16 protein-coding genes are annotated in these 22,619 nt (G+C 54.2%); 9 read left to right on the top strand and 7 right to left on the bottom strand.

Annotation, left to right across the window (positions count from 1 at the left end):
• Nucleotides 1-101 precede the first annotated feature (101 nt).
• The 3 genes from NST07_RS28480 to NST07_RS28470 form a co-directional block, all read right to left on the bottom strand.
• A complete protein-coding gene (locus NST07_RS28480; RefSeq protein ID WP_341096027.1) occupies nucleotides 102-1,403 on the bottom strand; it encodes an aminotransferase class I/II-fold pyridoxal phosphate-dependent enzyme in 1,302 nt (433 codons plus the stop codon).
• Nucleotides 1,404-2,079: 676 nt separating this feature from the next.
• Entirely contained in the window at nucleotides 2,080-2,556 is a 477-nt protein-coding gene (locus tag NST07_RS28475) for a DUF1036 domain-containing protein (protein WP_341096026.1), read from the bottom strand.
• 129 nt (nucleotides 2,557-2,685) lie between these two features.
• Complete coding sequence (locus NST07_RS28470) at nucleotides 2,686-3,300, bottom strand: pyridoxamine 5'-phosphate oxidase family protein (RefSeq protein WP_341096025.1); 615 nt, start codon at nucleotides 3,298-3,300, stop codon at nucleotides 2,686-2,688.
• 138 nt (nucleotides 3,301-3,438) lie between these two features.
• Here NST07_RS28470 and NST07_RS28465 point away from each other — a divergent pair, with 138 nt between their 5' ends.
• The 3 genes from NST07_RS28465 (at nucleotide 3,439) to gpmA (ending at nucleotide 7,192) form a co-directional block, all read left to right on the top strand.
• Nucleotides 3,439-4,998, top strand: coding sequence for a PLP-dependent aminotransferase family protein (locus NST07_RS28465; RefSeq protein WP_342480608.1), 1,560 nt, complete (start codon nucleotides 3,439-3,441; stop codon nucleotides 4,996-4,998).
• Between the two features lie 123 nt (nucleotides 4,999-5,121).
• Nucleotides 5,122-5,907 carry an AraC family transcriptional regulator gene (locus tag NST07_RS28460; RefSeq protein WP_038596047.1) on the top strand — a complete coding sequence of 262 codons (786 nt, stop codon included), beginning with the start codon at nucleotides 5,122-5,124 and terminating at the stop codon, nucleotides 5,905-5,907.
• Between the two features lie 535 nt (nucleotides 5,908-6,442).
• The gene (gene gpmA / locus NST07_RS28455) at nucleotides 6,443-7,192 is read left to right on the top strand and encodes a 2,3-diphosphoglycerate-dependent phosphoglycerate mutase (RefSeq protein WP_038596044.1); all 750 of its coding nucleotides are present in this window, start codon (nucleotides 6,443-6,445) and stop codon (nucleotides 7,190-7,192) included.
• Nucleotides 7,193-7,298: 106 nt separating this feature from the next.
• Here the strand turns inward: gpmA and NST07_RS28450 are convergent, their stop codons facing one another.
• From NST07_RS28450 to NST07_RS28440, 3 genes are all read right to left on the bottom strand, one after another.
• Nucleotides 7,299-9,353, bottom strand: coding sequence for a methyl-accepting chemotaxis protein (locus NST07_RS28450; protein WP_341096022.1), 2,055 nt, complete (start codon nucleotides 9,351-9,353; stop codon nucleotides 7,299-7,301).
• Between the two features lie 190 nt (nucleotides 9,354-9,543).
• On the bottom strand, nucleotides 9,544-10,335 hold the full coding sequence (gene asd, locus NST07_RS28445; RefSeq protein ID WP_341379714.1) for an archaetidylserine decarboxylase: 792 nt from the start codon (nucleotides 10,333-10,335) through the stop codon (nucleotides 9,544-9,546).
• Between the two features lie 89 nt (nucleotides 10,336-10,424).
• The gene (locus NST07_RS28440; protein WP_341096020.1) at nucleotides 10,425-11,519 is read right to left on the bottom strand and encodes a YheC/YheD family protein; all 1,095 of its coding nucleotides are present in this window, start codon (nucleotides 11,517-11,519) and stop codon (nucleotides 10,425-10,427) included.
• Between the two features lie 240 nt (nucleotides 11,520-11,759).
• On the opposite strand from NST07_RS28440, the gene NST07_RS28435 reads away from it, so the two are divergent.
• The 5 genes from NST07_RS28435 to NST07_RS28415 all read left to right on the top strand — a co-directional run bounded on the left by NST07_RS28435 (nucleotide 11,760) and on the right by NST07_RS28415 (nucleotide 21,414).
• Nucleotides 11,760-17,723: a WIAG-tail domain gene (locus tag NST07_RS28435; protein WP_342480607.1), complete on the top strand. Its 5,964-nt coding sequence runs from the start codon at nucleotides 11,760-11,762 to the stop codon at nucleotides 17,721-17,723.
• Nucleotides 17,724-18,030: 307 nt separating this feature from the next.
• Nucleotides 18,031-18,879, top strand: coding sequence for a glycosyltransferase family 2 protein (locus NST07_RS28430; RefSeq protein WP_341096016.1), 849 nt, complete (start codon nucleotides 18,031-18,033; stop codon nucleotides 18,877-18,879).
• Nucleotides 18,879-19,901 (top strand): glycosyltransferase, encoded by a 1,023-nt coding sequence (locus NST07_RS28425; RefSeq protein ID WP_341379712.1) that lies wholly within the window; start codon nucleotides 18,879-18,881, stop codon nucleotides 19,899-19,901. The genes NST07_RS28430 and NST07_RS28425 overlap by 1 nt, the downstream gene beginning before the upstream one ends.
• Nucleotides 19,898-20,635 carry a glycosyltransferase family 2 protein gene (locus NST07_RS28420; RefSeq protein ID WP_341096012.1) on the top strand — a complete coding sequence of 246 codons (738 nt, stop codon included), beginning with the start codon at nucleotides 19,898-19,900 and terminating at the stop codon, nucleotides 20,633-20,635. Before NST07_RS28425 ends, NST07_RS28420 begins: the two co-directional genes overlap by 4 nt.
• A gap of 47 nt (nucleotides 20,636-20,682) precedes the next feature.
• Nucleotides 20,683-21,414 carry a sugar phosphate nucleotidyltransferase gene (locus NST07_RS28415; RefSeq protein WP_038596028.1) on the top strand — a complete coding sequence of 244 codons (732 nt, stop codon included), beginning with the start codon at nucleotides 20,683-20,685 and terminating at the stop codon, nucleotides 21,412-21,414.
• A gap of 149 nt (nucleotides 21,415-21,563) precedes the next feature.
• On the opposite strand, the gene NST07_RS28410 is transcribed toward NST07_RS28415, so the two are convergent.
• Nucleotides 21,564-22,091 carry a GNAT family N-acetyltransferase gene (locus NST07_RS28410; RefSeq protein WP_341379711.1) on the bottom strand — a complete coding sequence of 176 codons (528 nt, stop codon included), beginning with the start codon at nucleotides 22,089-22,091 and terminating at the stop codon, nucleotides 21,564-21,566.
• A gap of 217 nt (nucleotides 22,092-22,308) precedes the next feature.
• On the opposite strand from NST07_RS28410, the gene NST07_RS28405 reads away from it, so the two are divergent.
• Nucleotides 22,309-22,596: a hypothetical protein gene (locus tag NST07_RS28405; protein WP_038596026.1), complete on the top strand. Its 288-nt coding sequence runs from the start codon at nucleotides 22,309-22,311 to the stop codon at nucleotides 22,594-22,596.
• The last annotated feature ends 23 nt before the right edge of the window (nucleotides 22,597-22,619 follow it).

Raw genomic sequence — 22,619 nt, 5'->3', positions numbered from 1 at the left:
TGTGCGGATAGATTAACGTGTATAGGCCAATGTCGCAGGGAAAGCCAAAAAAAATCAGCTCCGGGTACCCGGAGCTGATTTCGAGATCAATGGTTTTGGGGTCAGGCTTTTTCCAAATCGCGGATTCCCGCATAAACCAGGTCGAACAAATCTTCAAGCTGCTCCTCTTCAATACAGGAGAAGGCGATGCGCAGATCGGTTTCGCCCAGGGCGATTGTGCCCAGGCCATAATTGTGGATCAGATGCAGCCGCAGGTCTTCAGCTGATACAGTGTGCAGCTTCAGACACATAAAGTAGCCGGAGTTGAAAGGATAATACGTCCATACGTCATCGCCGTATTTCCCGCTGTCCAGCAGCGCCTTCACTTTGTTGGCACGGCCTTTCATGATCTGGAACTTTTCTTCCTTCTGTTCGGCGAACTGCGGGGCCTTCAGTGCATCCAGCACAAACGTCTGAGACGGGTGTGCACCGCTGGAAATAGTGGCGCGGATAATGCCGAGCGTTTTCTGTTCCAGTGCTGCAAGCAGCTCCTTGTTCTCGGAAGCGTAAGTGATGAAGCCGACGCGGAAGCCCCAGACAAATTCCTCTTTGGTGGCCCCGTCAATCTTGACGGCCAGCACGCGCGGATGGAGATTGGCCAGACGGCCGAACAACGATTCCTTGAGAGAATCCTCGAAGAAAAGTCCGAAATACGCGTCATCGCTGACGACTACGACATTGATGCCTTCCTCGGCAGCGCGCAGAATCGCGGCAACGATGGCTTCTCCTTCTTTTAGGCCGGGAGTATAGCCTGTAGGGTTATTAGGGAAGTTGAGCAGGACAATAGCTTTGCCGCGTCCCTTCTGGGCGAGCAGCGCTTCCAGCAGTCCTTCACTATTGAATTTCATATCTTCAGTGAAAAGCGGATAGTTGACGATTTCGCTGAGCCGGCGGATGCCGAAGGTCAGCTCGTAATTCTCCCAGTTCTTGTCCGGATAGATGATGGCATCGCCTTGTTCTGCGAACAGATCGGCAACTATGCTGAGCCCGTGCGTCAGGGCATTGGTAACGATAGGGTTGCCGAAGGATTTGTCTTCGAGCGATGGATTTTCACGGAGCATTTTTTCCCGCCATACAGTTCGCAGCTCTGGTTTGCCTGCAGGAGGAGCATAGCCGTACAAGTCTTTGGGACTGTAAGCAGAGAGCTTATCCTGAATGACACCAAGGTGCATAGGCATGCCATTCTCGGTAGCAATACCGATGGTTGCATTGTATTTCTTGGCGTGAGCTGTTGCTTCTGCGGATTGGCTCAGGATGCCCTCTTTAGGAAAATAGATCGCCTTGCCAAGATCGGAGAGCATATCGTACACATGTTCATTGCCTGCCTTGATGCTTTCGTTTAATTGTCCAGCCAGTGGATTCATCAGTTTCATCCTTCCGGTATTCTTCTGGGATATATACGTTAACATTGCCTAACATTATATCACCGTGATTCCCTGCCGTCACTGATGAAGTTGACGCCTGACATCCTTCTGGGCAAGAAAACAGAAATCACCGGGGAAACAGCAGAATCCGGTTCTTCCCAGCCAGCCTCTCTTCAAACTGGAAGATCTCTGGGGAAGCAGCGGATTTAGTAATGAAAGTAGGGTAAAGTAGGGCCCCTAAAAGCCCGCAGCGGGTTCGTTTACTCGAGGGACGGACTCAGGAGACTCTATGGAGAGTAGAAACCCTGTTTATTCTCTTTTGCGGACCCAGACGGCCTTATCTGCTCTGCATTCTATCTAAAGGCGGCCATCAGGGGAAAATAACTGCGCTGGAGTCCGTTTTCCTGCTTTAACAGGCTAAAAGCTCAAAATAGGTGCAACTCGGTCCGTTTGTACTCAGATCAAGGAATACACTTCCCGGACGCACACACGTCTTCGGAAGAAGAGCGAAGTCTCTGAAACACCGAGACATATGCCTCCGCCGAAAAAACTGCCTATTAGCGAAATGCCTTTCTCCGCCTGTGATCAGAAAATGGTATTGTACCCATGATTCCTTGGGTATACAGCAGTAGGTTTTGGCGGGAAAGCGGTTCGAAGACATGTCCTAGTTCAACTTTTAAAGTTTCTTGCGGTTAACCGGTTTAGGTGCTTTTTTTACGAGTTTGGTCGGTAATGCCGTCAGGACATTTTTTCGCTTAGCTTTTCTTAGGGTGCTGCTTGTAATAAGGTTGATTGTAAAGTTAACAACGCCCTCTTCTATATTAATTCTTCTAAATCTGAGTCTTCTGCAATTAGCGCATAAGCTTCCGGGTACATCCCGGCTCCAACATCCATTGTGGCCATTATTAGGAACATCTATAGGAAAACTACCTGACCATACAAGAGTTCTTGACACATTCTCAGCATAATAATAAAATGTGCTCCCCCCTACCCTACCACTAACAACTCGTCTCGTTTGACCAGGCTCCAAACGGTACCAGGCAGCCAATATACCTCTCTCTCCTATTATGGGTATCCCGCATCTATTCATATCGGGAAAATAAATCGCCACACGCAGAGCAGAATTGGTGCTATTGTGAAAAAAAAGACTCATTTTTCTCCCTCCTCCTCTTAATGGCTGTACCACAATCCACTATATGCAAAAGATTGCTGACGGGAGTGGACAAAGATGAAGGAGTATTTTCATATAAAAATAGCTCTTAAGAAATTTCGATTACTTAAGTCAGCTATGGTGGGGGCAGTATTTTTTCATCATTTCTATCGTTTCAGCATCGCGTTCTCCGTTTCTCTCCGCCAGACCCCGGGTGATGCCGGCCCGTTCCTCTTCTTTCAGATTCTGTCCAAACTTAAATTTGGCTGTCAGCTCATCCGGAACAATTCGTACGACCGCAACACCCTTCAGCCGCGAGCGGTATTTCGGATCTTCGGCATCAATAGGATCAAAGCCGCCCTCGGGCTGCAGCTTGTTCATAAACCGGGACAATACAGCAGCCTTCTCGGCGGACGCCTCCACAAGTTCTGCCACTCCATAAGCAGTTACGCTTTTAAAATAGGCCGTGGCAGGGCAAGCGAGATGGGGATCGCTGAAATAAGAGGGGATTAGCGCGTATTCGTCGGCAACGGTAAAGCAGACCCGCGCCTGCTGGCGGATGCTCTCCATTTTGCCTCCGGCATGACTGCCGTGGAAATAGAAGCAGCCCTCCATATAGACGAAATTCAGCGGAGTGACCCGCGGCTGTCCCTGTTCATCGCTTGTACCGAGAAAACCAAAGCTCATTTCTTGCAAAAATTGGGCCACTTCTTCTTCCTGCTCTATCTTAAATTCTTTTCTGCGCATAATACACGTCCTTTTCATCATAGTGGCGGAGTACTTACCTTGAGTAATTGTTTACTTAGAATAGTTGATAAATTGACAATGAAAAAGGACCGGTTTAGAGTAATTTTATTAGTCCACTTTTGAGGAAAGGGTGGGGAGATGAATTTCACACTGCCATATGACCAGTACCTGGCCATCCACCGTTATAAATATCTGGCGTTATATCATGCGCTCCGGGCAGCGATCCTGGAGGGGATACTTCCCGGGGGGACAAGGCTGCCGTCAACAAGACGGCTTGCCGAGCTGTATCTTGTGTCGCGCGGTTCAGCATCACAGGTATATGACATGCTGCTGGCTGACGGTTACATCAAGACTGAGAAGGGCCGGGGTACCTTTGTTTCAGATGACAGCTTTTTTCCTGCTGCCGGGGGAGAGCCGGTATACAGGGAGGATTCAACCGATCATCAGGTGGTTGATTCACCAAGGGCCGGTGCTGGATTCAATCCGGCCGGTGAGGAAATTCGCACATCTGATCGGGAATTCCTTGAACCTGGAGCGGTCCCGCTTTCCTCTTGGGGTGAGCGCCTGATGGATCGCCAAGTTTCCATCTACGGGCAGGCTGGTGAAGATGCCATCAGCTTTCGCAGCAGTGGCATGCGGATCGAGCATTTTCCTTACGGCGAGTGGCGGAGCGCACTGAATTATGCCGGAGGCAAGGGAGGCGGGATGCTGGAGGGCTATTGTCCGCCGCAAGGGGAGGAGAGCCTGCGGCGGGCAATAGCTGCCCATTTGCGGATTACCCGGGGAATCCGAGCCGATGCGGAGCAGATCGTGCTGTTCAGCGGCTCGATGCAGGGCATTGTACTTCTGGTGCAGCTGCTGTTGGAACCGGGGGAAACTGCCGTTGTGGAAGATCCCGGATTTCATGGCATCCGCCGGGCAGTGGAGATTGGCGGCGGTAAGCTGCTGCCGGGACGGGTTGACGAGAGCGGGCTTGTGCCCGAGGATTGGGCAGCCCGGCTGCTGTTTGTGACGCCGAGCCGCCAATTTCCCACCGGAGCGGTACTGCCGCTCGACCGGCGGCGCAGCTTACTGGAATGGGCCCGGCGGCAGGAGGCGGTCATTGTCGAGGATGATTATGACAGCGAGTTCCGCTGGGGCGGCCGGCCGATTGAACCGCTGAAGGCGCTCGACCGGGAGGACCGGGTGGTGTATATCGGCTCCTTCTCTAACAGCGTGTTCTCCGGGCTACGGCTCGGGTTCGCCGTGCTGCCGCCTTCGCTGGTGGGTCCTGTGACAGCGGCCAAGGCGCTATATGAACCGCTTCCAGGCGCACAGCTTGAGCAGCGGGCGTTGGCCCGGTTCATGAGCACTGGCGGATACAGCCGCCATCTGCGGCGGATGACGCGCATATACGGGGAGCGTGCCCGCATGTTCCGTGCGCTTCTGAATGAGCGGCTCGGAATGCTCTTTCAGCCGTTGCCCGGCGATTCCGGCCTGCATATTTATGCCCGGTGGCTGCGCTCGGAACAGGAGTATTCCGCCTTCCGTGAAGCGGCTTTGCAGCGAGGCGCAGACTTCCGCGACGTTGCACTGTACCGGATAGGCCCGGGGAGTCCGGCGGCTTGCTTTTCTTTTTCCCATCTCGATGCTGAGGCACTGGAAGAAGGGGTGAACCGCCTGCTTCTGGCCTGGAAGGATGTGCAAAAATACACGTGACAAGGTATTATAAGAGTAAGGAAAATGTATGCTTTCAAAACTTAAGCATATGCTTTCGAAGCGATTTTTTGTCGAAGCTAATTCAGTGAGGTAACGCTCACAAAAAATTTAGGAGGAAATATTATGCTGCATGCATCGCCGTCCTCTTTTGTGATCCTGCCTGCTCTGGCGAAAATTGTCTGCGAACCGGGCTGGAAGTGGCAAAAAAGAGAGAAGCCGCTGCAAAATTATGATCTGTTCTATGTCTGGAGCGGAGAAGGTACGGTTGTGCGCAGCGGAGTGCCTTTCAAGGTAGGAAAGGGAAGCTGCTTCCTGTTCCGTCCGGGCGACTTTACGTATGCGACCCATAATCCGCAAAAGCCGCTAGTGCTTACATACATTCATTTTGACGTAACCGAAGAGGTCACGGATATTCCCCAGCCTTATCGTGAATTGACCGAAACAGTGGAATTCGAGCACCTGCTCGCCCGTTATGTCCGCCTGTTCCTGGTGAAGACCTACGCTGCAGAAGAGGAGGGGCGGCTGATCTTGAAGCAGCTGATGATTCATCTGCTGCGCGAGGACCGGGTGATGCCGGTAGAGCGGCATGTCAGCAATCAGCTGGCTGAGGTCATCCACGAGGTGGCCAACTACGTCAGCCAGCATCCCGGAGCGGCGCACCGGGTAGAGGATCTGGCAGCCCGGGCAGGGCTGTCGCCACGGTATTTTTCGATCAAATTCAAAGAGATTACAGGTTCCTCGGTCCAGTCCTATGTCATCCGTGCCCGGATTGAGCGGGCCCAGCACCTGCTGCTATATGCCGGGATGAATGTCACCGAGGTAGCCGATGCACTGGGCTATCGCGATATTTTCTTTTTCAGCCGCCAGTTCAAGCAGCATACGGGGAAAAGTCCGTCTGAAATCCGCTGATTCTTCCTTTTGTTTCAGCTTTTTGCTGCAAGGGTAAATACGTTGCAACTTAGTATGCGAGGATTTACATAGCAGCTTGGAAGGGAGAACATAACTGATGTTTAGAGGACGCAGAATATGCAATAGTGAATGTAAAGGTGGAGGCGCCGGGGTTTTTCGAAACCGCTGGAGACGCTTGAAGCAGAATAACATGGCAGCTACAGACTGTTGGTTCTGACAACTAGGGCAGTATCAAATACAAGCGGAGAACCGGGGCCTTGCGGCGTCCGGTTTTTTGAATGGTTCATGGTTCATAGACTGGCATGTAGAAGAAAAGGGTCCAGCGGATTCTTTCTGAATAGAAGATACAGGGCGCTGTTTTGCGGTACTGGGGTGTATTCTTCTATCTCTGCAGGGGGCATAAGGATAAAGGGATTTTTGTATGAGCGTACAATTGTTCAGCCCAACCCTGAGAAAGCATCGGTGAGCCGCTGAATTCATATACTGAGCAGCAGAAAAAATGACCAAACCAATGGCTTAAGGAAGGAGAAAGAATATGTATGAAATCGTATTGATACGGCATGGGGAGAGCGAGTACAACCGTCAGAATTTATTCACAGGCTGGAGCGATCCCGATCTGACGGAAAAGGGAATAGAAGAGGCCAAAGCGGCCGGGAAGCTGTTGAAGGAAGCAGGCTATACGTTCGATCTGGCCTTCGCTTCTGTACTGAAACGTTCGATCAAGACACTTAATTATGTGCTGGAGGAAATGGATCTGCTGTGGATTCCCGTACAGAAATCATGGAAGCTGAATGAGCGCCATTATGGTGCGCTGCAGGGGCTGAGCAAGAGTGAGACTGCGGTCAAGTATGGTGAAGAGCAGCTTCATATCTGGCGGCGCAGCCTGTCGGTCCGTCCGCCGCTGCTGGAGCCGGATGACCCGCGTTATGCCAGAAACGATATCCGCTACAAGGAGGTGCGCTCCGGGGATATCCCGCGCGGCGAGAGCCTGGAGGATACCGTTCACCGCGTCGGCGATTTCTGGGGCAAGCGGATTGTGCCGCTGATCCGCAAGAAAGAGCGGGTGCTGATCTCGGCACATGGCAACACCCTGCGGGCGCTGATCAAATTTATGGAGGACATTGACGAGACAGCGCTGCTCGACCTTAATGTTCCGACCGGTGTTCCGCTGGTCTATAAGCTGGATGACGATGTGAAGCCGATCAGCCGCTTCTATCTCGGCGTGCCCGAAGAGGTGCAGGCCAAAGCCCGTGAGGTGGCTAACCAGAGCAAGGTAACGGAGTAGCGGTATCCGGGCGTTGTCTAAACGAAATCATCCATGAAACCCGAAAGCAGCAGGTCCCTGTAACAGCGACCTGCTGCTTTTGCTGCTTTCTGATGAAGATGTAATGCTATTCCAACTTGAATTTGGAGGCGGCCTCCGCCAGGCTTTTGGTTAACCCGTCAATGGTTTCTACCATATCGGCTAAACGGTGAACCATGGAAGATTGCTCATGCATTGTTGCTGTGACCTCTTCAACCGAAGCCGAAACCTGCTCACCCGATGCCGACAGATTCTGCGTGGATTCCAGCATTTCGTCCTTGTCATGCTGCATAAGGGCAATGTCATCAGCCATGCTCTTAATCTGTTCGGTGATATCCGTAATATTCTGGTGAATGGCATGGAAGGCCTGCCGGGTTCTGCCTACATACTCGTCCTGCTGTGTAGAAATATCCTTAATCTGCTGCACGCTCTGATGGTTTTCCTGTACGAAAGCCAGGTTCTGCCCGATGATCCCGTTGATTTCACTGGACTGGATGGAGCTCTGTTCAGCCAGCTTGCGGATTTCAGTGGCAACTACGGCAAATCCCCGTCCATATTCCCCGGCCCTTGCCGCCTCGATAGAGGCGTTCAGTGCAAGCAGATTTGTCTGCTTGGCGATATTGCTGATCGCTCCGGTGATCTGGCCGATACTGCTCGAGCTTTCCTGCAGCTTCAGGGTAATCGCAGAGATTTTCTGTACTTCCTCATCGTTTTGCTCGCTGATATTGGACAGCTCTTCTACAACCTGATTGCTGCTGTGGAAGACTTCAATAATTTCATCGGCCCGCTCTTTGACGGATTGGGCTTTTTCATTCATGGAGACGAATTTCTCGCCGAAGCTGAGGAATTTATCCACAATCGTCTCGGTATCATGCGCCTGCGACTCTATGGCTGTGGCAATTTCTGCAGTGGTTACCGTTGTCTCGCCGATCGATTTGGCTGTCTGCTTGGAGGACTCGTCCAGATCCTTGGTGCTTGAATTAAGCACGGAAATGGAGGTGTTCATATTCGTAATCAGCAATTTGTTCTGCTGAGCCATCGTATTAAAGCTGTCGGCAAGCTCCTTGAATTCACTATTATATTTTCCCGTGGCAGTAACCTGCAGGTCGCCTGAGGCCAGCTGTCTGAACAATTTGCTCAGCTGCACAATCGGCCGGGTGATCGATCTGGATACTATCAGGCCTATCGCAGTAACGAGCAGCACGGCCAATATGGAAATGGCGACAATCTGCTTAAGCATGGACATAATCGGCATTTTGATATCCTCGTAAGAATCAATGACCGATACTATCCAGTCGGCATCTGGAATCTTGTTGTACCGGAGATATTCTGTTCCGAGATCACTTTCTCCGGTGAGGATATCGTCTTTCGCCTGCAGGTTAAGCAGAGCTTCGGTACCTTCAGGTTTTAATCCTATTCTTTTCTCATCCTTCGAATTGTACAGCACGATTCCGCTCCGGCTCAGAATTTCAATCTGGCCGTGGCCGTTAATTTGAATTTTTCCTAATTTATCTATAAAAAATTCGGAGCTCATGTTGGATGAATACACGCCGATTACCTTGCCGTTTAAATCCTTAATCGGCCGGGAAAAAGCTATAATCAACTGGCCTGTGCTTTGGGATATCGTGGCATCGCTGATAAAAGCCTCGCCTTTTATGGATTTCTGGAAATATTCCCTGTCTGAGCGTGATTCGCCGACGGTCTCTTTATTGCTTCCGGCAACAATGGTCCCTTTGGCATCAAGGACGACCATGGATTGGCTGCCCCTTGTGTTCTTCAGGATTGTAGCAAGCTTCTCATTGGAGGCACTGTAATAAGGGTTCTTCCCGGAAAAGAACTCGGTTTCGGACAACGTTCCCTCCTCCCGCAGATTCAACAGCGCGCGGAACAATTCCTGCGATGAAATCAGGTAAGAGGCCTCCTTCTGCAGCTGCACGGCAGTCCATAAGCCTTCCCCGATCCGGTCAGAGTTGGCGGTAATCTCGTCTTTACTTTTTTTGAGCAGCAGTTCCGAGCCCAAGCTGTACACTGAGACGGATATAGCCAGCACACTGGCGATTACCAGCAGGGTAATCAGCCCGGGAAGCTTGATCCTTAAAGATAAGTTAGTGAATTTGCCGAGCCGGTCTTTCGATTTGTTCATGTAAAAGTTCCCCCTGATGTATGTATGGTCCTACATGTATATCGGAGGGATCATGTTGATAATCAAGAGGAAACATCAGCCAAAGGCTTGAAATTAGTAATAAATATAAGAACTATGAAAAAGGGTACTCCGGCCTGTTCAAGGCTTGCGGAGTACCCTTATATGTTCGTTGTCAGGTTAGGATGAAATGTTAAAGATGACGCTGCAAGGTTCCCAGCAGTTCACCCATCTTGACCTTGGTCTCGCTTGTCAGCCCGGCCCTTGGAGTAAAGGTGCCGCTCTCCAGCAGCAGTACTACGGTTGAGCCGAATTCAAAATAAGCCAGATCATCGCCGATTTGCCATTCCATGGCCTGTTCATCGGTGTAGCGGATGCTGCTGACATTCATTGCGCCTACCTTTACAACCGCTGCTTCCCCATTCGCTCCCGCGATATAAGTAATAAGACGTTCGTTGCGGCTCAGCACACCCTTCATATGTCTCATGCCGAATTCATTGACAGGATAAGCCCGGCCGCGGATATGATCACTCTCGACTTTGCGCCCGGTGAGAGGCGCGTGAATCCGGTGATAATCCGTAGGGCTCAGATACAGCACGAAGAAAAAGCCTTTCTTGTACAGCTCCAGGTGCGGAGAGTGGTTAAGCAGTTCTTCCAGCTCATAATCCTGTCCTTTTACATTCATAATTGTTCCGGAATGAATCTCACCCATGGCGGTAATTATCGCATCCACCGGACTGGCTACGGCATTGTCCCCGCTTGCGACAGGGCGCATCCCCGGCTTCAACCGCCGGCTGAAAAATTCGTTAAGCGTATGATATTGCCGGGACTGCTTCTCCGCTTCAGCAGCGGGAATATGATAGGACTTAATAAATACCGGGATCAAAAAACGGCTGAGTCTGCTATGGGAAAAAGCCCCCATCAACCGGGAAAGCCATCTGTGCGAGGACAGTTCCGTCATCAGCCGCAGCAATTGTTTAACCATGAACATCTCCCTTCCATCATGCAGCAACAAGGCCCCATACCCGGGGCCTTATCCGCTCTGAATTATATTGACATAGAATAGGAGACAAATCAATAAGAGTTATACCGGGAGGCGTCTTCGAGCAGGAACCGGGCGTAAGCCATTGGCCTGCGGTAGCTTTCTTTCCAGGTTCCTCTGAGTCCTGCCTTGAGGAATCCATAACGCTGGTCACGGCCATTGCATTCAATGAAGTAAATCCGTCTGTTGCGGGTGATGCCGATGTCCAGCCCGATGTCGGCAAGCCCGGGAAGACTGTGCTCCAGCTCGCGTGCGATGGCGAGGCTGAGAGTCTGCACTGTCATTCGAAGGTATGCTGCAGCTTCCCCCGGGAAGGCCTGATCCAGCACATAGGAGGCGCTTAGCGCTTCGCCTCCCCGCGCGATATTGGATACGAACCCGCCAGGAGCGGCCAGCTTTGCAAACATGCCGGTCACCTGCCAAGTTCCTCCCCACCCGCGTTGCACCGTGACCCGGAGATCGAAGGGGCGTCCGCCGATTTCAGCCAGCGGGATACGTTCCTGCACCAGATAGGATTCAGCGGCGAGACGCGCCCGAAGCATCCGTGGCAAAGCATCCTGATCCACGAAGCTGCTTACCCATCGGCTAGAACGTGAAGGCAGATAACTCCAGGTCCAGCTCCGTCCGCTGAAGTGAGTAAGACGCATGACCCCTTTGCCGATACTGCCGCGGCACGGTTTGAGGATGAGGTCGGGGTAGAGGTCCATCATCTCCTTGAGACCCGGGAGCCCTGTTGTTGTAACCGGCAGATAGCTCTGCAGGTCTACGTTCTGTTCCAGCAGCCCGTGAATCTGTTCTTTCCCGTAACGGTTGCATGTGTTGTATATCAAAAGGCCCTGCCGAAGCAGCCGCTCGATTCCGCTGCTGCCCTGGCTGTAAATTGCCCGGTTATGGATTACACCCGGTGTGGGGATTACGGCTCTGCGATATCCCTGGGACCCCTTGATATAAGCGACGCTGAATCCGGATTCTGTATCAATGTCGGCCAGCTTCAAAAAGCAGGGGGTCAATCCGTAAGCGGCAGCCGCCTCCTCATAGCTCTCCAGCGACTCCTGTCCCGTTTTTAACCGGGGAACGCCCCGGTGCATAGCGGCATTTAGCAGTATTCCCACGAGCTTTTGCCCCATGTTCGTTCCTCCCGTTATCTTCTGTAGTTACGGCTGTAGCCCTTATGTTCTCATTGTATGTTTGTACGGGGCCATCAGGATGGACGAATGCGCGGCGGCAGAAGCCCTTTTTCGAAAGATAGACGAAGCCGATTTACTTGCAGATTGATTATAGTCAGCCTTGCTGCAAATGGTGTCATCCGCCCACTGGACTGCATATGATGCCTAGAAGAAACAACAGATGGAAGGAGGAGACTGCTTGTGAAGAGCTCCAGAAGGAATCAACAACACAGTTCCAAGAAGCGACTCTATTACGTGGATAATCCCAATAAAAAAGAACTGAGTATGCTGGGAAGCAGTCCAAGGGTGCAAGGGGGATTTGAAACACCCGTCAGCGAGACGGTGGATCCGCCAGACCGGGCCCTGCAGGTTAGTGGTGTGGGCACGGTAGAAGTTGTTGCAGAGCCGGCACAACCTGCCGTACCTGCCGCCCCGGATAAAGAATTGCTGGAGGTGCCGGCAGCAGAAGAAACACTCCAGATTGAGGAGGTGGTTGTCCACGCGCCCGAGCCCGTTCTGCCAGTTCTGGAAAAAGAGCGCCTGCAGCCCGTATATACCGATGATCTGTGCGATGCGGCCGTTACCGGCCAGAAGATTGCTCCGCGCACCATTGACGGCTCTAAGCTGAAATTCGGGATTATCGGTACTCCCTGGCTGCAGGATTATGCGGTGCAGAGCATCAATATCGCGGACAAGGCGATAACGTCCTCGAAGATTGCCCCCGAATCGATAACTGGCGAGCATCTGGCGGAAGGAAGTGTGAACGGCGGCAAGCTGCTGGATCATTCGATCAGCGGCGAGAAGCTTAAGAACGGAAGCATCGGCCCGGAGAAATTGGCTGACCGGATCATCGGAGGAGAACAAATTGCCGACCGGTCCATTGCCAGCCGTCACTTGAGCGAGCTGCTGATTACTGCCGACTTGCTGGAAGATGGAGCCATAACCGGCGAAAAAATTCTAAGCAGCACCATTGTCAGCCGACATTTGGCGAACGGAAGTATCGACCGTTCCAAACTGGCTGATGAGGCGGTATCCGGCGATAAAATCGCCGACGGCGAAATCAGCGGAGTCAAACTGGGCGATGCTGTGATTGAGGGCCGCCATCTGAGCGAAGGCGTCATCACGGCGAAACATCTGGCGCCGGGAGCCATCGGGCCCGAGCAGCTTGCCGGCCGGCTTATCGGCAAGGAGCAGCTCCAGTCCGGCAGCATTGACAGCGGACATCTTGCGGATGCCGCAGTAGGCACGCGGCAGCTGGGAGAGAAGGCTGTACGCAGCCAGCATCTAAGTCCGGAAAGCGTAAATGGCACCCATATCGGCGAGGGGGAAATCACCGCCCGCCATTTGGCGGACCGCAGCATTTCTTTTGTGAAGCTGGCGGAAGGTGCGGTAGGGACGGTACAGCTCGTGGAGCAGGCGGTCACCTCCTCCAAAATCGCCGATCAGAGCATCCTGCCGAATAAACTGGCGGATGAAGCGGTCACTACACGGCATATCGCCAAATCCGCAGTACGCGGACCGCAGCTTGCCATGCAGGCTGTGACCTCGCTCCATCTGCAGCGTGAAGCTGTAGATCAGTCCCACTTGGCCAAGGAATCGGTCGGATCGGAGCAGCTGCAGAGCCAGTCGGTGCTGACGGCTCATCTCGCATCCGGTGCGGTTACCGGTGAACAGCTGGCAAGCGAAGCTGTGGCCGGAGAGCATTTGCGCGCGAAAAGCATTACCGCCGCCAAGCTGGCTGACGGGGGCATCCATGCCGGCAAGCTGGCTGCAGGTGCGGTCACCGGAAACGCTATTGCCCGTGAAGCTGTGAGTGGTGAACATATCGCCTTCTGTACGGTGGAGGAAAAAAATCTGGCCGATGCCAGTGTCAGCGCCCGTGTACTGCAGAATGCCGTAGTGGATTCTGAACATGTGGCGCCGGGTGCCATAGAACGCAGACATCTTGGTGAGAACAGCGTGACGAATTCGGCCCTGCAGTCCGGCTCGGTCACGGGCGATAAGCTTGCCTCCGGCGCGGTGAAGGAAGTACATCTCGCTGCAGGTGCGGTACAGCCGCATCATCTGGCGGATCATGCGGTTACTTCATTGAAGCTATCGCCGGAGAGTGTCTCAACGGATAAGCTCAGTGATCTGGCGGTCACCTCCACCAAGCTGGCTGATGGCAGTGTTACTTCCGCCAAGCTGGCAGCCTTATCGGTGGCTGCGGAGCATTTGACACCAGGGTCGGTTAGCCCCGCGTCGATCAGTGACACGGCTGTGCAAGGCAGACATCTTGCCCCGGGAAGTGTCGGCGGCGCACATATTCGTCCGATGTCTATTGGCAACGGGCATATTATTCCTAGCTCCATCTCATCGATTCAAATCCAGGATGGCAGCATTAGCAGTTCTAAGCTGGTCGAAGGAGCCGTTTCTTCCCTCCATCTGTCTCCAGGCAGTATTGGCACCAGCCATGTGGCGGAGGATTCACTGGAAGGCCGTCATATCAAGCAGGGAGAAATCACCCTGAATCACCTGGCCGAAGAGGTCCGCAGCGCAGAGCTGCTCCCGGATGGCAGCATCGGCGGGGAAAAGCTGGCGGAAGGCTCGATCGGTTCGTTCCAGCTGGCTCCGAGTAGTGTATATGGCGGACATCTTGCGGTCGAAGCCGTGGACAGCCGCCACATCCGCCCTCACAGCATCAAGCTGAAGCATCTGGCGGAGGAGACCCTGACCGCTGATCTGCTGCCGGACGGCAGCGTCAGCACCGCGAAGCTGGCGGCCGGAGCGGTAGGTTCGGAGAATCTCCAGGCGGAAAGTGTGAACGGAGAACATCTCGCGGACGGAGCGGTGGAGGAACGCCATTTGAATCCCGAGATCATCAAGCTGGAGCATCTGACGGCAGAGGTCCGCAGCGCTGATCTGCTCCCTGACGGCAGCATCGGCGGGAAAAAGCTGGCGGAAGGCTCGATCGGCTCCTTCCAGTTGGCTTCGAGCAGCGTATATAGCGGACATCTTGCGGTCGAAGCCGTAGACAGCCGCCACATCCGCCCTCACAGCATCAAGCTGAAGCATCTTGCAGAGGAGACCCTGACCTCCGAGCTGCTGCCGGACGGCAGCATCAGTTCTGCGAAGCTGGAAGGCGGAGCGGTAGGTTCGAAGCATCTCCAGCAGGAGAGTGTACTCGGAGAACATCTTGCGGACGGAGTGGTGGAAGAGCGCCATTTGAATCCTGAGATTATCAAGCTGGAGCATCTGGCCGCAGAGGTCCGCAGCGCAGAGCTGCTGCCTGATGGCAGCATCGGCGGAGAAAAGCTGGCGGAAGGCTCGATCGGCTCCTTCCAGCTGGCTCCGGACAGCGTATATGGAGAACATCTTGCGGACGGAGTGGTGGAAGAGCGCCACTTGAACCCCGAGATCATCAAGCTCGGGCATCTGGCCGCAGAGGTCCGCAGCGCAGAGCTGCTGCCGGACGGCAGCATTGGCGCGGAGAAGCTGGCGGAAGACTCCATCGGGTCCTTCCAGCTGGCTCCGGGCAGCGTACATGGAGAACATTTTGCGATTGATGCCGTGGACAGCCGGCACATCCGCCCCGCCAGCATTAAGCTGAAGCATCTTGCGGAGGAGACTCTGACCTCCGACCTGCTGCCGAGCGGCAGCGTCAGCTCCGCGAAGCTGGCCAAGGGAGCGGTGGGTTCGCAGCATCTCCAGCAGGAGAGTGTTCATGGCAGACATCTCGCGGATAGAATAGTGGAGGATCGTCACTTGAATCCCGAGATCATCAAGCTGGAGCATCTGGCCGCAGAGGTCCGCAGCGCAGAATTGCTTCCGGATGGCAGCATCGGTGGAGAAAAGCTGGCGGCAGGAGTTGTAGGTCCGCAGCATCTCCAGGAGAAGAGCGTGCACGGAGAACATCTCGTAGACGGAGTAGTGGAGCAGCGCCACCTGAATCCCGAGATCATCAAGCTGGAGCATCTGGCCGCAGAGGTCCGCAGTGCAGATCTGCTGCCGGACGGCAGCATCAGCGGGAAAAAGCTGGCGCAAGGCTCCATCGGGTCCTTCCAGCTGGCTTCAGACAGCGTATATGGCGGTCATCTTGCCATGGAAGCCGTGGACAGCTGCCATATCCGCTCTGGCAGCATCAAGCTGAAGCATCTTGCGGAGGACACCCTGACCTCCGATCTGCTGCAGGATGGCAGCATCGGTGGAGAAAAGCTGGCGGCAGGAGCGGTAGGTTCGCAGCAGCTCCAGCAGGAGAGCGTGCACGGAGAACATCTCGCGAACGGAATAGTGGAGGACCGTCACTTGAATTCCGGGATCATCAAGCTTGATCATCTGTCCGCAGAGGTCCGCAGCGCAGATCTGCTGCCGGACGGCAGCGTTGGCGGGAAAAAGCTGGCGCAAGGCTCCATCGGCTCCTTCCAGCTGGCACCGGGCAGTGTATACGGCGGTCATCTTGCGAGCGAAGCCGTGGACGGCCGTCACATCCGCCCCGGCAGCATCAAACTGAAGCATCTGGCGGAGGAGTCCTTGACCTCCGATCTGCTCCCTGACGGCAGCATCGGCTCCGCGAAGCTGGCAACCGGAACGGTAGGTTCACAGCATCTGCAGCAGGAGAGTGTGAACGGAGAACATCTCGCGGACGGAGTGGTGGAGGAACGCCACTTGAATTCCGGGATTATCAAGCTGGAGCATCTGTCCGCAGAGGTCCGCAGCGCAGAGCTGCTCCCTGACGGCAGCATCGGCTCCGCGAAGCTGGCAGCCGGAACGGTAGGTTCACAGCATCTCCAGCAGGAGAGTGTGTATGGCGAACATCTTGCAGACGAAGTGGTGGAGGAACGCCACCTGAATCCCGGGATTATCAAGCTGGAGCATTTGGCCGCAGAGGTCCGCAGCGCTGACCTGCTCCCTGACGGCAGCATCGGCACCGCGAAGCTGGCAGCCGGAACGGTAGGTTCACAGCATCTGCAGCAGGAGAGTGTGAACGGAGAACATCTCGCGGACGGAGTGGTGGAGGAACGCCACTTGAATCCCGGGATTATCAAACTGGAGCATCTGGCCGCAGCGGTCCGCAGCACTGACCTGCTCCCTGACGGCAGCATCGGCGGGAAAAAGCTGGCGCAAGGTTCCGTCGGCTCCTTCCAGCTGGCTCCGGGCAGTGTATACGGCGGACATCTTGCGGTTGAAGCCGTGGACGGCCGGCACATCCAGTCTGGAAGCATTACGCTGAAGCATCTGGCGAAGGAAACCCTGACCTCCGATCTGCTGCCGGATGGCAGCGTCAGCTCCACGAAGCTGGCGGCTGGAGCAGTAGGTTCGCAGCATCTCCAGCAGGAGAGCGTGTATGGCGAACATCTTGCAGACGAAGTGGTGGAGGAACGCCACCTGAATCCCGGGATTATCAAGCTGGAGCATCTGGCCGCAGAGGTCCGCAGCACTGACCTGCTCCCTGACGGCAGCGTCAGCTCTGCGAAGCTGGCGGCTGGAGCGGTAGGTTCACAGCATCTCCAGCAGGAGAGCGTGTACGGCGAACATCTCGCAGACGGAGTATTGGAGGAGCGTCACCTGCTTCCCGAGACCATTAAGCTTGAGCATCTGGCTCCAGAGGTCCGCAGCGCAGACCTGCTCCCTGACGGCAGCATTACCGGAGCGAAACTGGCTTCCGGCAGTGTTGGTGCCGAGCAGCTTGCAGAGAGTGCGGTTGGAACTGACGGACTCCAGGATGAAGCGGTGGATGCAACCAAAATTGCTTCCTTCGCCGTTCAATCCCGCCATCTGGAGGAAGAAAGTGTGCAGGGCTACCATATTGCTCCCGGCGCGGTATCCGGTGACCATCTGGCCCGCGGCGCGGTGGGTGCGGAGCATCTCTCCTTCAGTCCGGTGCAGAGCTCCGGAAACCGGGAGGTGCTGCAGCAGTTCGGAATGACGGCGTTCATGTTCAACGGCGATGCAGAGAGTGTGGAGGTCACTGTCTCTTTCGACGAAAGCTTTGGCCATACCGGCTATGTGCTTGTGGCCATGACAAACCAGCCGTTCTTTCACGCCTCGCTTAAAACAAGAGCCGGCGGAGAGGCTGTAATCCTGGTGAACCGCCTGCGTGAAACCCAGCATTTCTATGGAGTGTTATCCTGGATTGCACTCGGCTCGCCTCCGGCAAAGCCGCCAGAGAACCGGGTATTCGATTAAATACAGAGCCGCTGAAAAAGCGGATAAGAGCGCAGCCGCCGGCTGCGCTCTTGTTCAAATATAAGAATTTATAGGCTTCACGCTATAAATTATCCTTCTATTTCCCGGTGAAACGGATGCCGTCCTATTAAGGACGGTATCCGTTTCCACTTGTGTTTATCACCCGGAAAAGTCGGTTGAATACGGGATGGATGACATCTGTCCAAATTTGTGTGTGAAGGGAGACACCCGCCGTTACCCGGAGAAGCGGATTACATAGACTGTGATGTAACCCTAAGCCCGGCAGTATGCCCTGCAAGGAAGGTGGATGAGCTTGAAGCATAAACGAACAGCTGCCCGCCGCACGGGGCGGCGGGCAGCTCGACCAGCGCGGCGGAACTCCCGGCCAGTGCGGCCCGTAGCTGTACGTCCTGCACAGAATCATCCCGAGCCTTACGTGTCGGTTATTATTCCGGCTATGAATGAGGCCAGGACGATTGCCAGTGTGATTGCCGGAGCCAGGGGGGTTCATCCGCGCTGTGAGGTTATTGTGATTGTTAATGGCTCTGCCGATAAAACGGCGGAAATAGCGAAATCTATGGGTGCCCATGTCATCTCTTTCGAGCAGCCGCTTGGACACGATGTTGGCCGAAGTGTCGGAGCGGATGCGGCCAAAGGGGAGGTCCTGCTGTTTACAGATGGGGATCTTGTCATTCCCGCCGCGCAGCTGCGTCCATTCGTAAGTGCAATCCGCGGCGGGACGGATGTAGCGCTTAATGATTATTCCGGGCCGGTCCGCAGCAGGGTTCCGCATCCTGTGGTGCTCTCCAAGTATGCACTGAACATTATGCTCGGACGTTCCGACTTGAAGGGGTATTCACTGACGGCGGTTCCCCATGCGCTCAGCCGCAAGGCGCTTAATGTGCTGGGGAGCGGTCTATTGTCAAGGCCGCCGCTGGCTTATGCCCGCGCATTGCTGGAAGGCTTGAGTGTAAGGGAAGTGCATAAAGTGCCTGTTGGCAAACTGAATGCTGTCCGCCGCAAGCGCGGCGGAAGGGACCCCTTGCAGGAGATTATTCTCAGGGATCACCTCGATGCTGTGTCTCTGCTGCTCGAGCTCAAGGGGGAGAGGGCGGGATTCAGCGACGGCACCCGGCGAAGGGAGATGGTGAGGTAATGGCTACTGGCTATAAGGCCGTATTGCGTTCGAAACGGAGAAGAACGTTATCCGCCGGCACTTCTCCCCGCCGGAGCGGAGCAGGTATTCCGGGCATCAGGAAGTCTGCATCTAATAAAAGAGGGGCAGGTTCATTCGGGGCTGGGAGCTCTTCTGAACGGCTTACGGGGGCGGGATTATCCGTAGCCCGCGGCTCAGCTGTCCGGCGCACGGCCGCAGAAGCATCCGCTGCCGGGAAACCGCAGCGGATGCTTCCGAAATTGCGCGGCTTGCTGTCCGTCATCATCTCGGCAAGAGATGAGGCGCGTACCTTGCCCGGACTCCTGGAGCAGGTGGAGCTTCTGGAGCCGGCGGAGATCATCGTGGTGCTGAACGGCTGCAGTGACAACAGCTTTCAGCAATCCAGAATGTGCACACGGGCAACGGTCGTGCATTGCCCCGAATCGGCCGGTCATGATGTGGGGCGTGCGCTTGGCGCCAAGCTCAGCAGGGGAAATATTCTGCTCTTTCTGGATGGAGACATGAGCATTCCGGCCCGGCAGCTGGCCCTTTTTGCAGCAGCTGTAGACAGCGGAATTGATGTTGCGCTTAATGATCTGGATGGCCTGCTGCCGCCATTTAGCGCAAGTGATGATGTCACCCGCTGCAAGCTGTATTTAAACGGGGTTCTAGGCCGGAGTGATCTTGGGGTGAGCTCCATGACTGCTGTTCCCCATGCCTTGTCCCGCCGTGCACTGGAAACCATCGGTTACCGTGAACTGATGGTTCCCCCGAAAGCGCAAGCCCTCTCCATTCTGAATCGGCTGCGGGTGGAGAAGGCCGGAACGGTTAATGTCATCAAGCATAATCGGCTGCGCAAAGGGAATACGGGAGCCGGCAACGCGGTGGAACAGCTGATTATCGGCGATCATGCGGAAGCGCTGCAGGCGGTTATTGCGCACAGGGAAGCTAGCGGAGTGCTCTCCGGCGAGCGCCTGCAGGAGCAGCGCCGGCAAATGGCTGCCTGGAGGAACCGGTTATGACAATGACCAGTATCATTATTCCGACATATAACAGACTTGAACTGCTGCGGACCTGTGTGGAAGCCATCCGGGCCTATACCGAAACGCCCTATGAAATCATTGTGATCGACAACGCTTCGAAGGATGGTACGGATACGTACTGCCGGACAAATAATCTAACCTTTATCTCCCTGCCTGAGAACCGCGGATTTCCCGTTGCCTGCAATATGGGGATGCAACTCGCTGCAGGCGATGAGCTGCTGCTGCTGAATAATGATGTTGTCGTCTCGCAGGGCTGGCTACGGAACCTTAAGGCAGCACTATACAGTGCACCGGATGTTGGTATTGCCGGTCCCGTGACCAACTATGCCAGCGGCCAGCAGCAGGTCAAGACTGCATACAGTGATATACCGGGTTTTCATGCGGAGGCCCGGCAGGCCAACCTCCAAGATCCCTCGAAATGGATAGAGACGAGACGGTTGGTGGGCTTATGCTTTTTGTTCAAACGAGAGCTGATGGACACTGTTGGACTGCTGGATGAACGGTATTCACCTGGACATTATGAGGATGATGATTATTGCTTCCGCGCCCGGCTGCGTGGCTACCGGCTGCTGATTGCCGGGGATTGCCTGGTGCATCATGAAGGAAGCGCGAGCTTCAAAGAAGTATACTCCTCTGCACTTAAGGAGCTTGTGGAGCGAAACCGCAGGATTTTTATAGATAAATGGCACATGGATCCGGCACAGTTCTTCTGAAATGTTGACCCGAAGACTAAAGACACAGATAAAGAGGAGGAAAGTAAGTGAAAGGAGTCATATTGGCGGGCGGAAAAGGAACAAGACTCTATCCGCTGACCCGGCTTATGAACAAACATTTGCTTCCGGTCGGCAAATATCCTATGGTGTGTTACGGTATAGACCGGTTGCGCCGGGGGGGTATAACCGATATTCTCCTGGTCATCAGCAAGCAGTCTGCGGGGCAGTATACCGATTTTTTGGGCAGCGGTGCGGAATTTGGCGTATCACTGACTTACAAAATTCAGGAAGCCGCAGGAGGCATCGCGGAAGCGCTGGAGCTGGCGGAGGGGTTTATTCTTCCGGGCGAAAGGTTTATCGTGCTGCTGGGTGACAATCTTTTTATGGATGATCTGACGCCTTACGTGCAGAGCTATCTTCAGCAGCCCGAAGGCACGGCGAAAGTGCTGCTGAAGCCGGTGGAGGATGCGCGGAGATACGGCGTTCCGGTGTTTGACGGCGAGGATTCAACATTGATTGCGTACATCGAAGAGAAGCCGGAGATCCCAAAGACCAACTATTGTGTAACCGGCATTTATATGTACGATGAGGCCGTGTTCGATATTATCCGCCGCGTGTCCCCTTCCCAAAGGGGGGAGCTGGAAATTACCGATGTGAACAACATTTACGCTGCCGACCGCATGCTCAGCTATGATGTGCTTAAGGAATGGTGGAGTGATGCGGGAACATTCCAGTCGCTGCGTGAAGCGGGCGAGAAGCTGAAAGACACGCTGCCTTAAGGGCGGCGTGTTTTTCATTGAAATATAAGAATTTATATATTTCACACGATAACTTATCCTTCTATTTCTCGCTGAAACAGTACCGTCCTTAAAAAGGACGGCAAAGCCGTTTCCACTTGTACAAGAAATGAAGGTTTGGCTGCAGATTATTAATTGGAAGATACAGTATGAGCCGGCCGCGCAATTCTCCACCAGAACAAATCGCCCGTGTCACGGTACATATGCGCGCCCAGATGCTCCAGGACTTTGTGGGAAGCCCAGTTATCCTTTTCGGTATCGGCAATAATCCATTGCGCCCTGGGATCGCTGAAGATCCATTCGCTGATAATCCGCACTGCCTCTGTAGCATAGCCTTTTCCCCAATGCCTTTCGTCAATGCAGTAGCCTATAATGACCTCGCCTTGTTCATTCGGACAGCCTTTCAGGATGATATACCCGATAATCTGCTGGTGCCTGCGCTGAATAATGGCCCAGTTAGTCAGCCAGAGGTAATTTTCCTCATCCTGCTGCACTCTGGAATGCCTGATCCGCATAGCATACTGCATTTCCTCGTCCAAAGAGGCGCCGCCAGCGTTCAGGCCAAGAGCCTGCTTCAGCCCGGCATAATTCTCTGTGGCGAGCGAGAGCTCCGCTGCGGTTAAAGGCTGCAAATCCAGGTGGTTGCCTGCGAGTTTCATACATTACCTCCAATCCGGTCAGGAACTGATTTCTAATCTATGTATGGTGAAAAATTCAATTTCATTCTCAGAATAATCTGACTTTCCGCAGCTGTCAATCTCCGCCTATTCTCAGCAAAAGTCTTCGGGCCGCGCCAAAGTTACACCAGTTCTCCGCACCGTCAAGGCGCTTGCCGCATATGCTGTAGCAGGGCGTTTGAGCAAAGGAGACATGAAGGTGCAGAATAAAATAACAAAAGTGCTGCAGCACATGGCCCATACGCACGAACAGATGGCGCGGATTCTTGACGCCGAACGCCACGTTGCCGTCCGTATGTCGCAAATAGTCCATGATCTGCCGGATGCGGAGCCTGATTTTGGCGGATTCAGCGGGCTGGTAGAAAGCCACGGTCAGGTTAACAAGAATATTATTGCTTACTTGAACGCGATAGCCGATCTGGAAGAAGCGATGGCTGAAGGGGTAGGCAGAGTCATCAAGGAATTAAACGGTCAGGAAGAAGAGTAGCGATTAAAAGAGCAGGAGGCGGA

Source organism: Paenibacillus sp. FSL L8-0340 (assembly GCF_038593145.1).
Taxonomy (GTDB): domain Bacteria; phylum Bacillota; class Bacilli; order Paenibacillales; family Paenibacillaceae; genus Paenibacillus_AQ.
The sequence above is the reverse complement of the archived record's forward strand: the minus strand, read 5'-3'. Positions and strand labels throughout refer to the sequence as shown.

Coding starts and splice junctions, on each gene's coding strand:
- NST07_RS28420 (WP_341096012.1), top strand. CDS start 19,898: ATGACAATGACCAGTATCATTATTCCGACATATAACAGACTTGAACTG.
- NST07_RS28450 (WP_341096022.1), bottom strand. CDS start 9,353: ATGAACAAATCGAAAGACCGGCTCGGCAAATTCACTAACTTATCTTTA.
- NST07_RS28425 (WP_341379712.1), top strand. CDS start 18,879: ATGGCTACTGGCTATAAGGCCGTATTGCGTTCGAAACGGAGAAGAACG.
- gpmA (WP_038596044.1), top strand. CDS start 6,443: ATGTATGAAATCGTATTGATACGGCATGGGGAGAGCGAGTACAACCGT.
- NST07_RS28475 (WP_341096026.1), bottom strand. CDS start 2,556: ATGAGTCTTTTTTTTCACAATAGCACCAATTCTGCTCTGCGTGTGGCG.
- NST07_RS28410 (WP_341379711.1), bottom strand. CDS start 22,091: ATGAAACTCGCAGGCAACCACCTGGATTTGCAGCCTTTAACCGCAGCG.
- asd (WP_341379714.1), bottom strand. CDS start 10,335: ATGGTTAAACAATTGCTGCGGCTGATGACGGAACTGTCCTCGCACAGA.
- NST07_RS28465 (WP_342480608.1), top strand. CDS start 3,439: ATGAATTTCACACTGCCATATGACCAGTACCTGGCCATCCACCGTTAT.
- NST07_RS28470 (WP_341096025.1), bottom strand. CDS start 3,300: ATGCGCAGAAAAGAATTTAAGATAGAGCAGGAAGAAGAAGTGGCCCAA.
- NST07_RS28460 (WP_038596047.1), top strand. CDS start 5,122: ATGCTGCATGCATCGCCGTCCTCTTTTGTGATCCTGCCTGCTCTGGCG.
- NST07_RS28440 (WP_341096020.1), bottom strand. CDS start 11,519: ATGGGGCAAAAGCTCGTGGGAATACTGCTAAATGCCGCTATGCACCGG.
- NST07_RS28430 (WP_341096016.1), top strand. CDS start 18,031: ATGAGCTTGAAGCATAAACGAACAGCTGCCCGCCGCACGGGGCGGCGG.
- NST07_RS28480 (WP_341096027.1), bottom strand. CDS start 1,403: ATGAATCCACTGGCTGGACAATTAAACGAAAGCATCAAGGCAGGCAAT.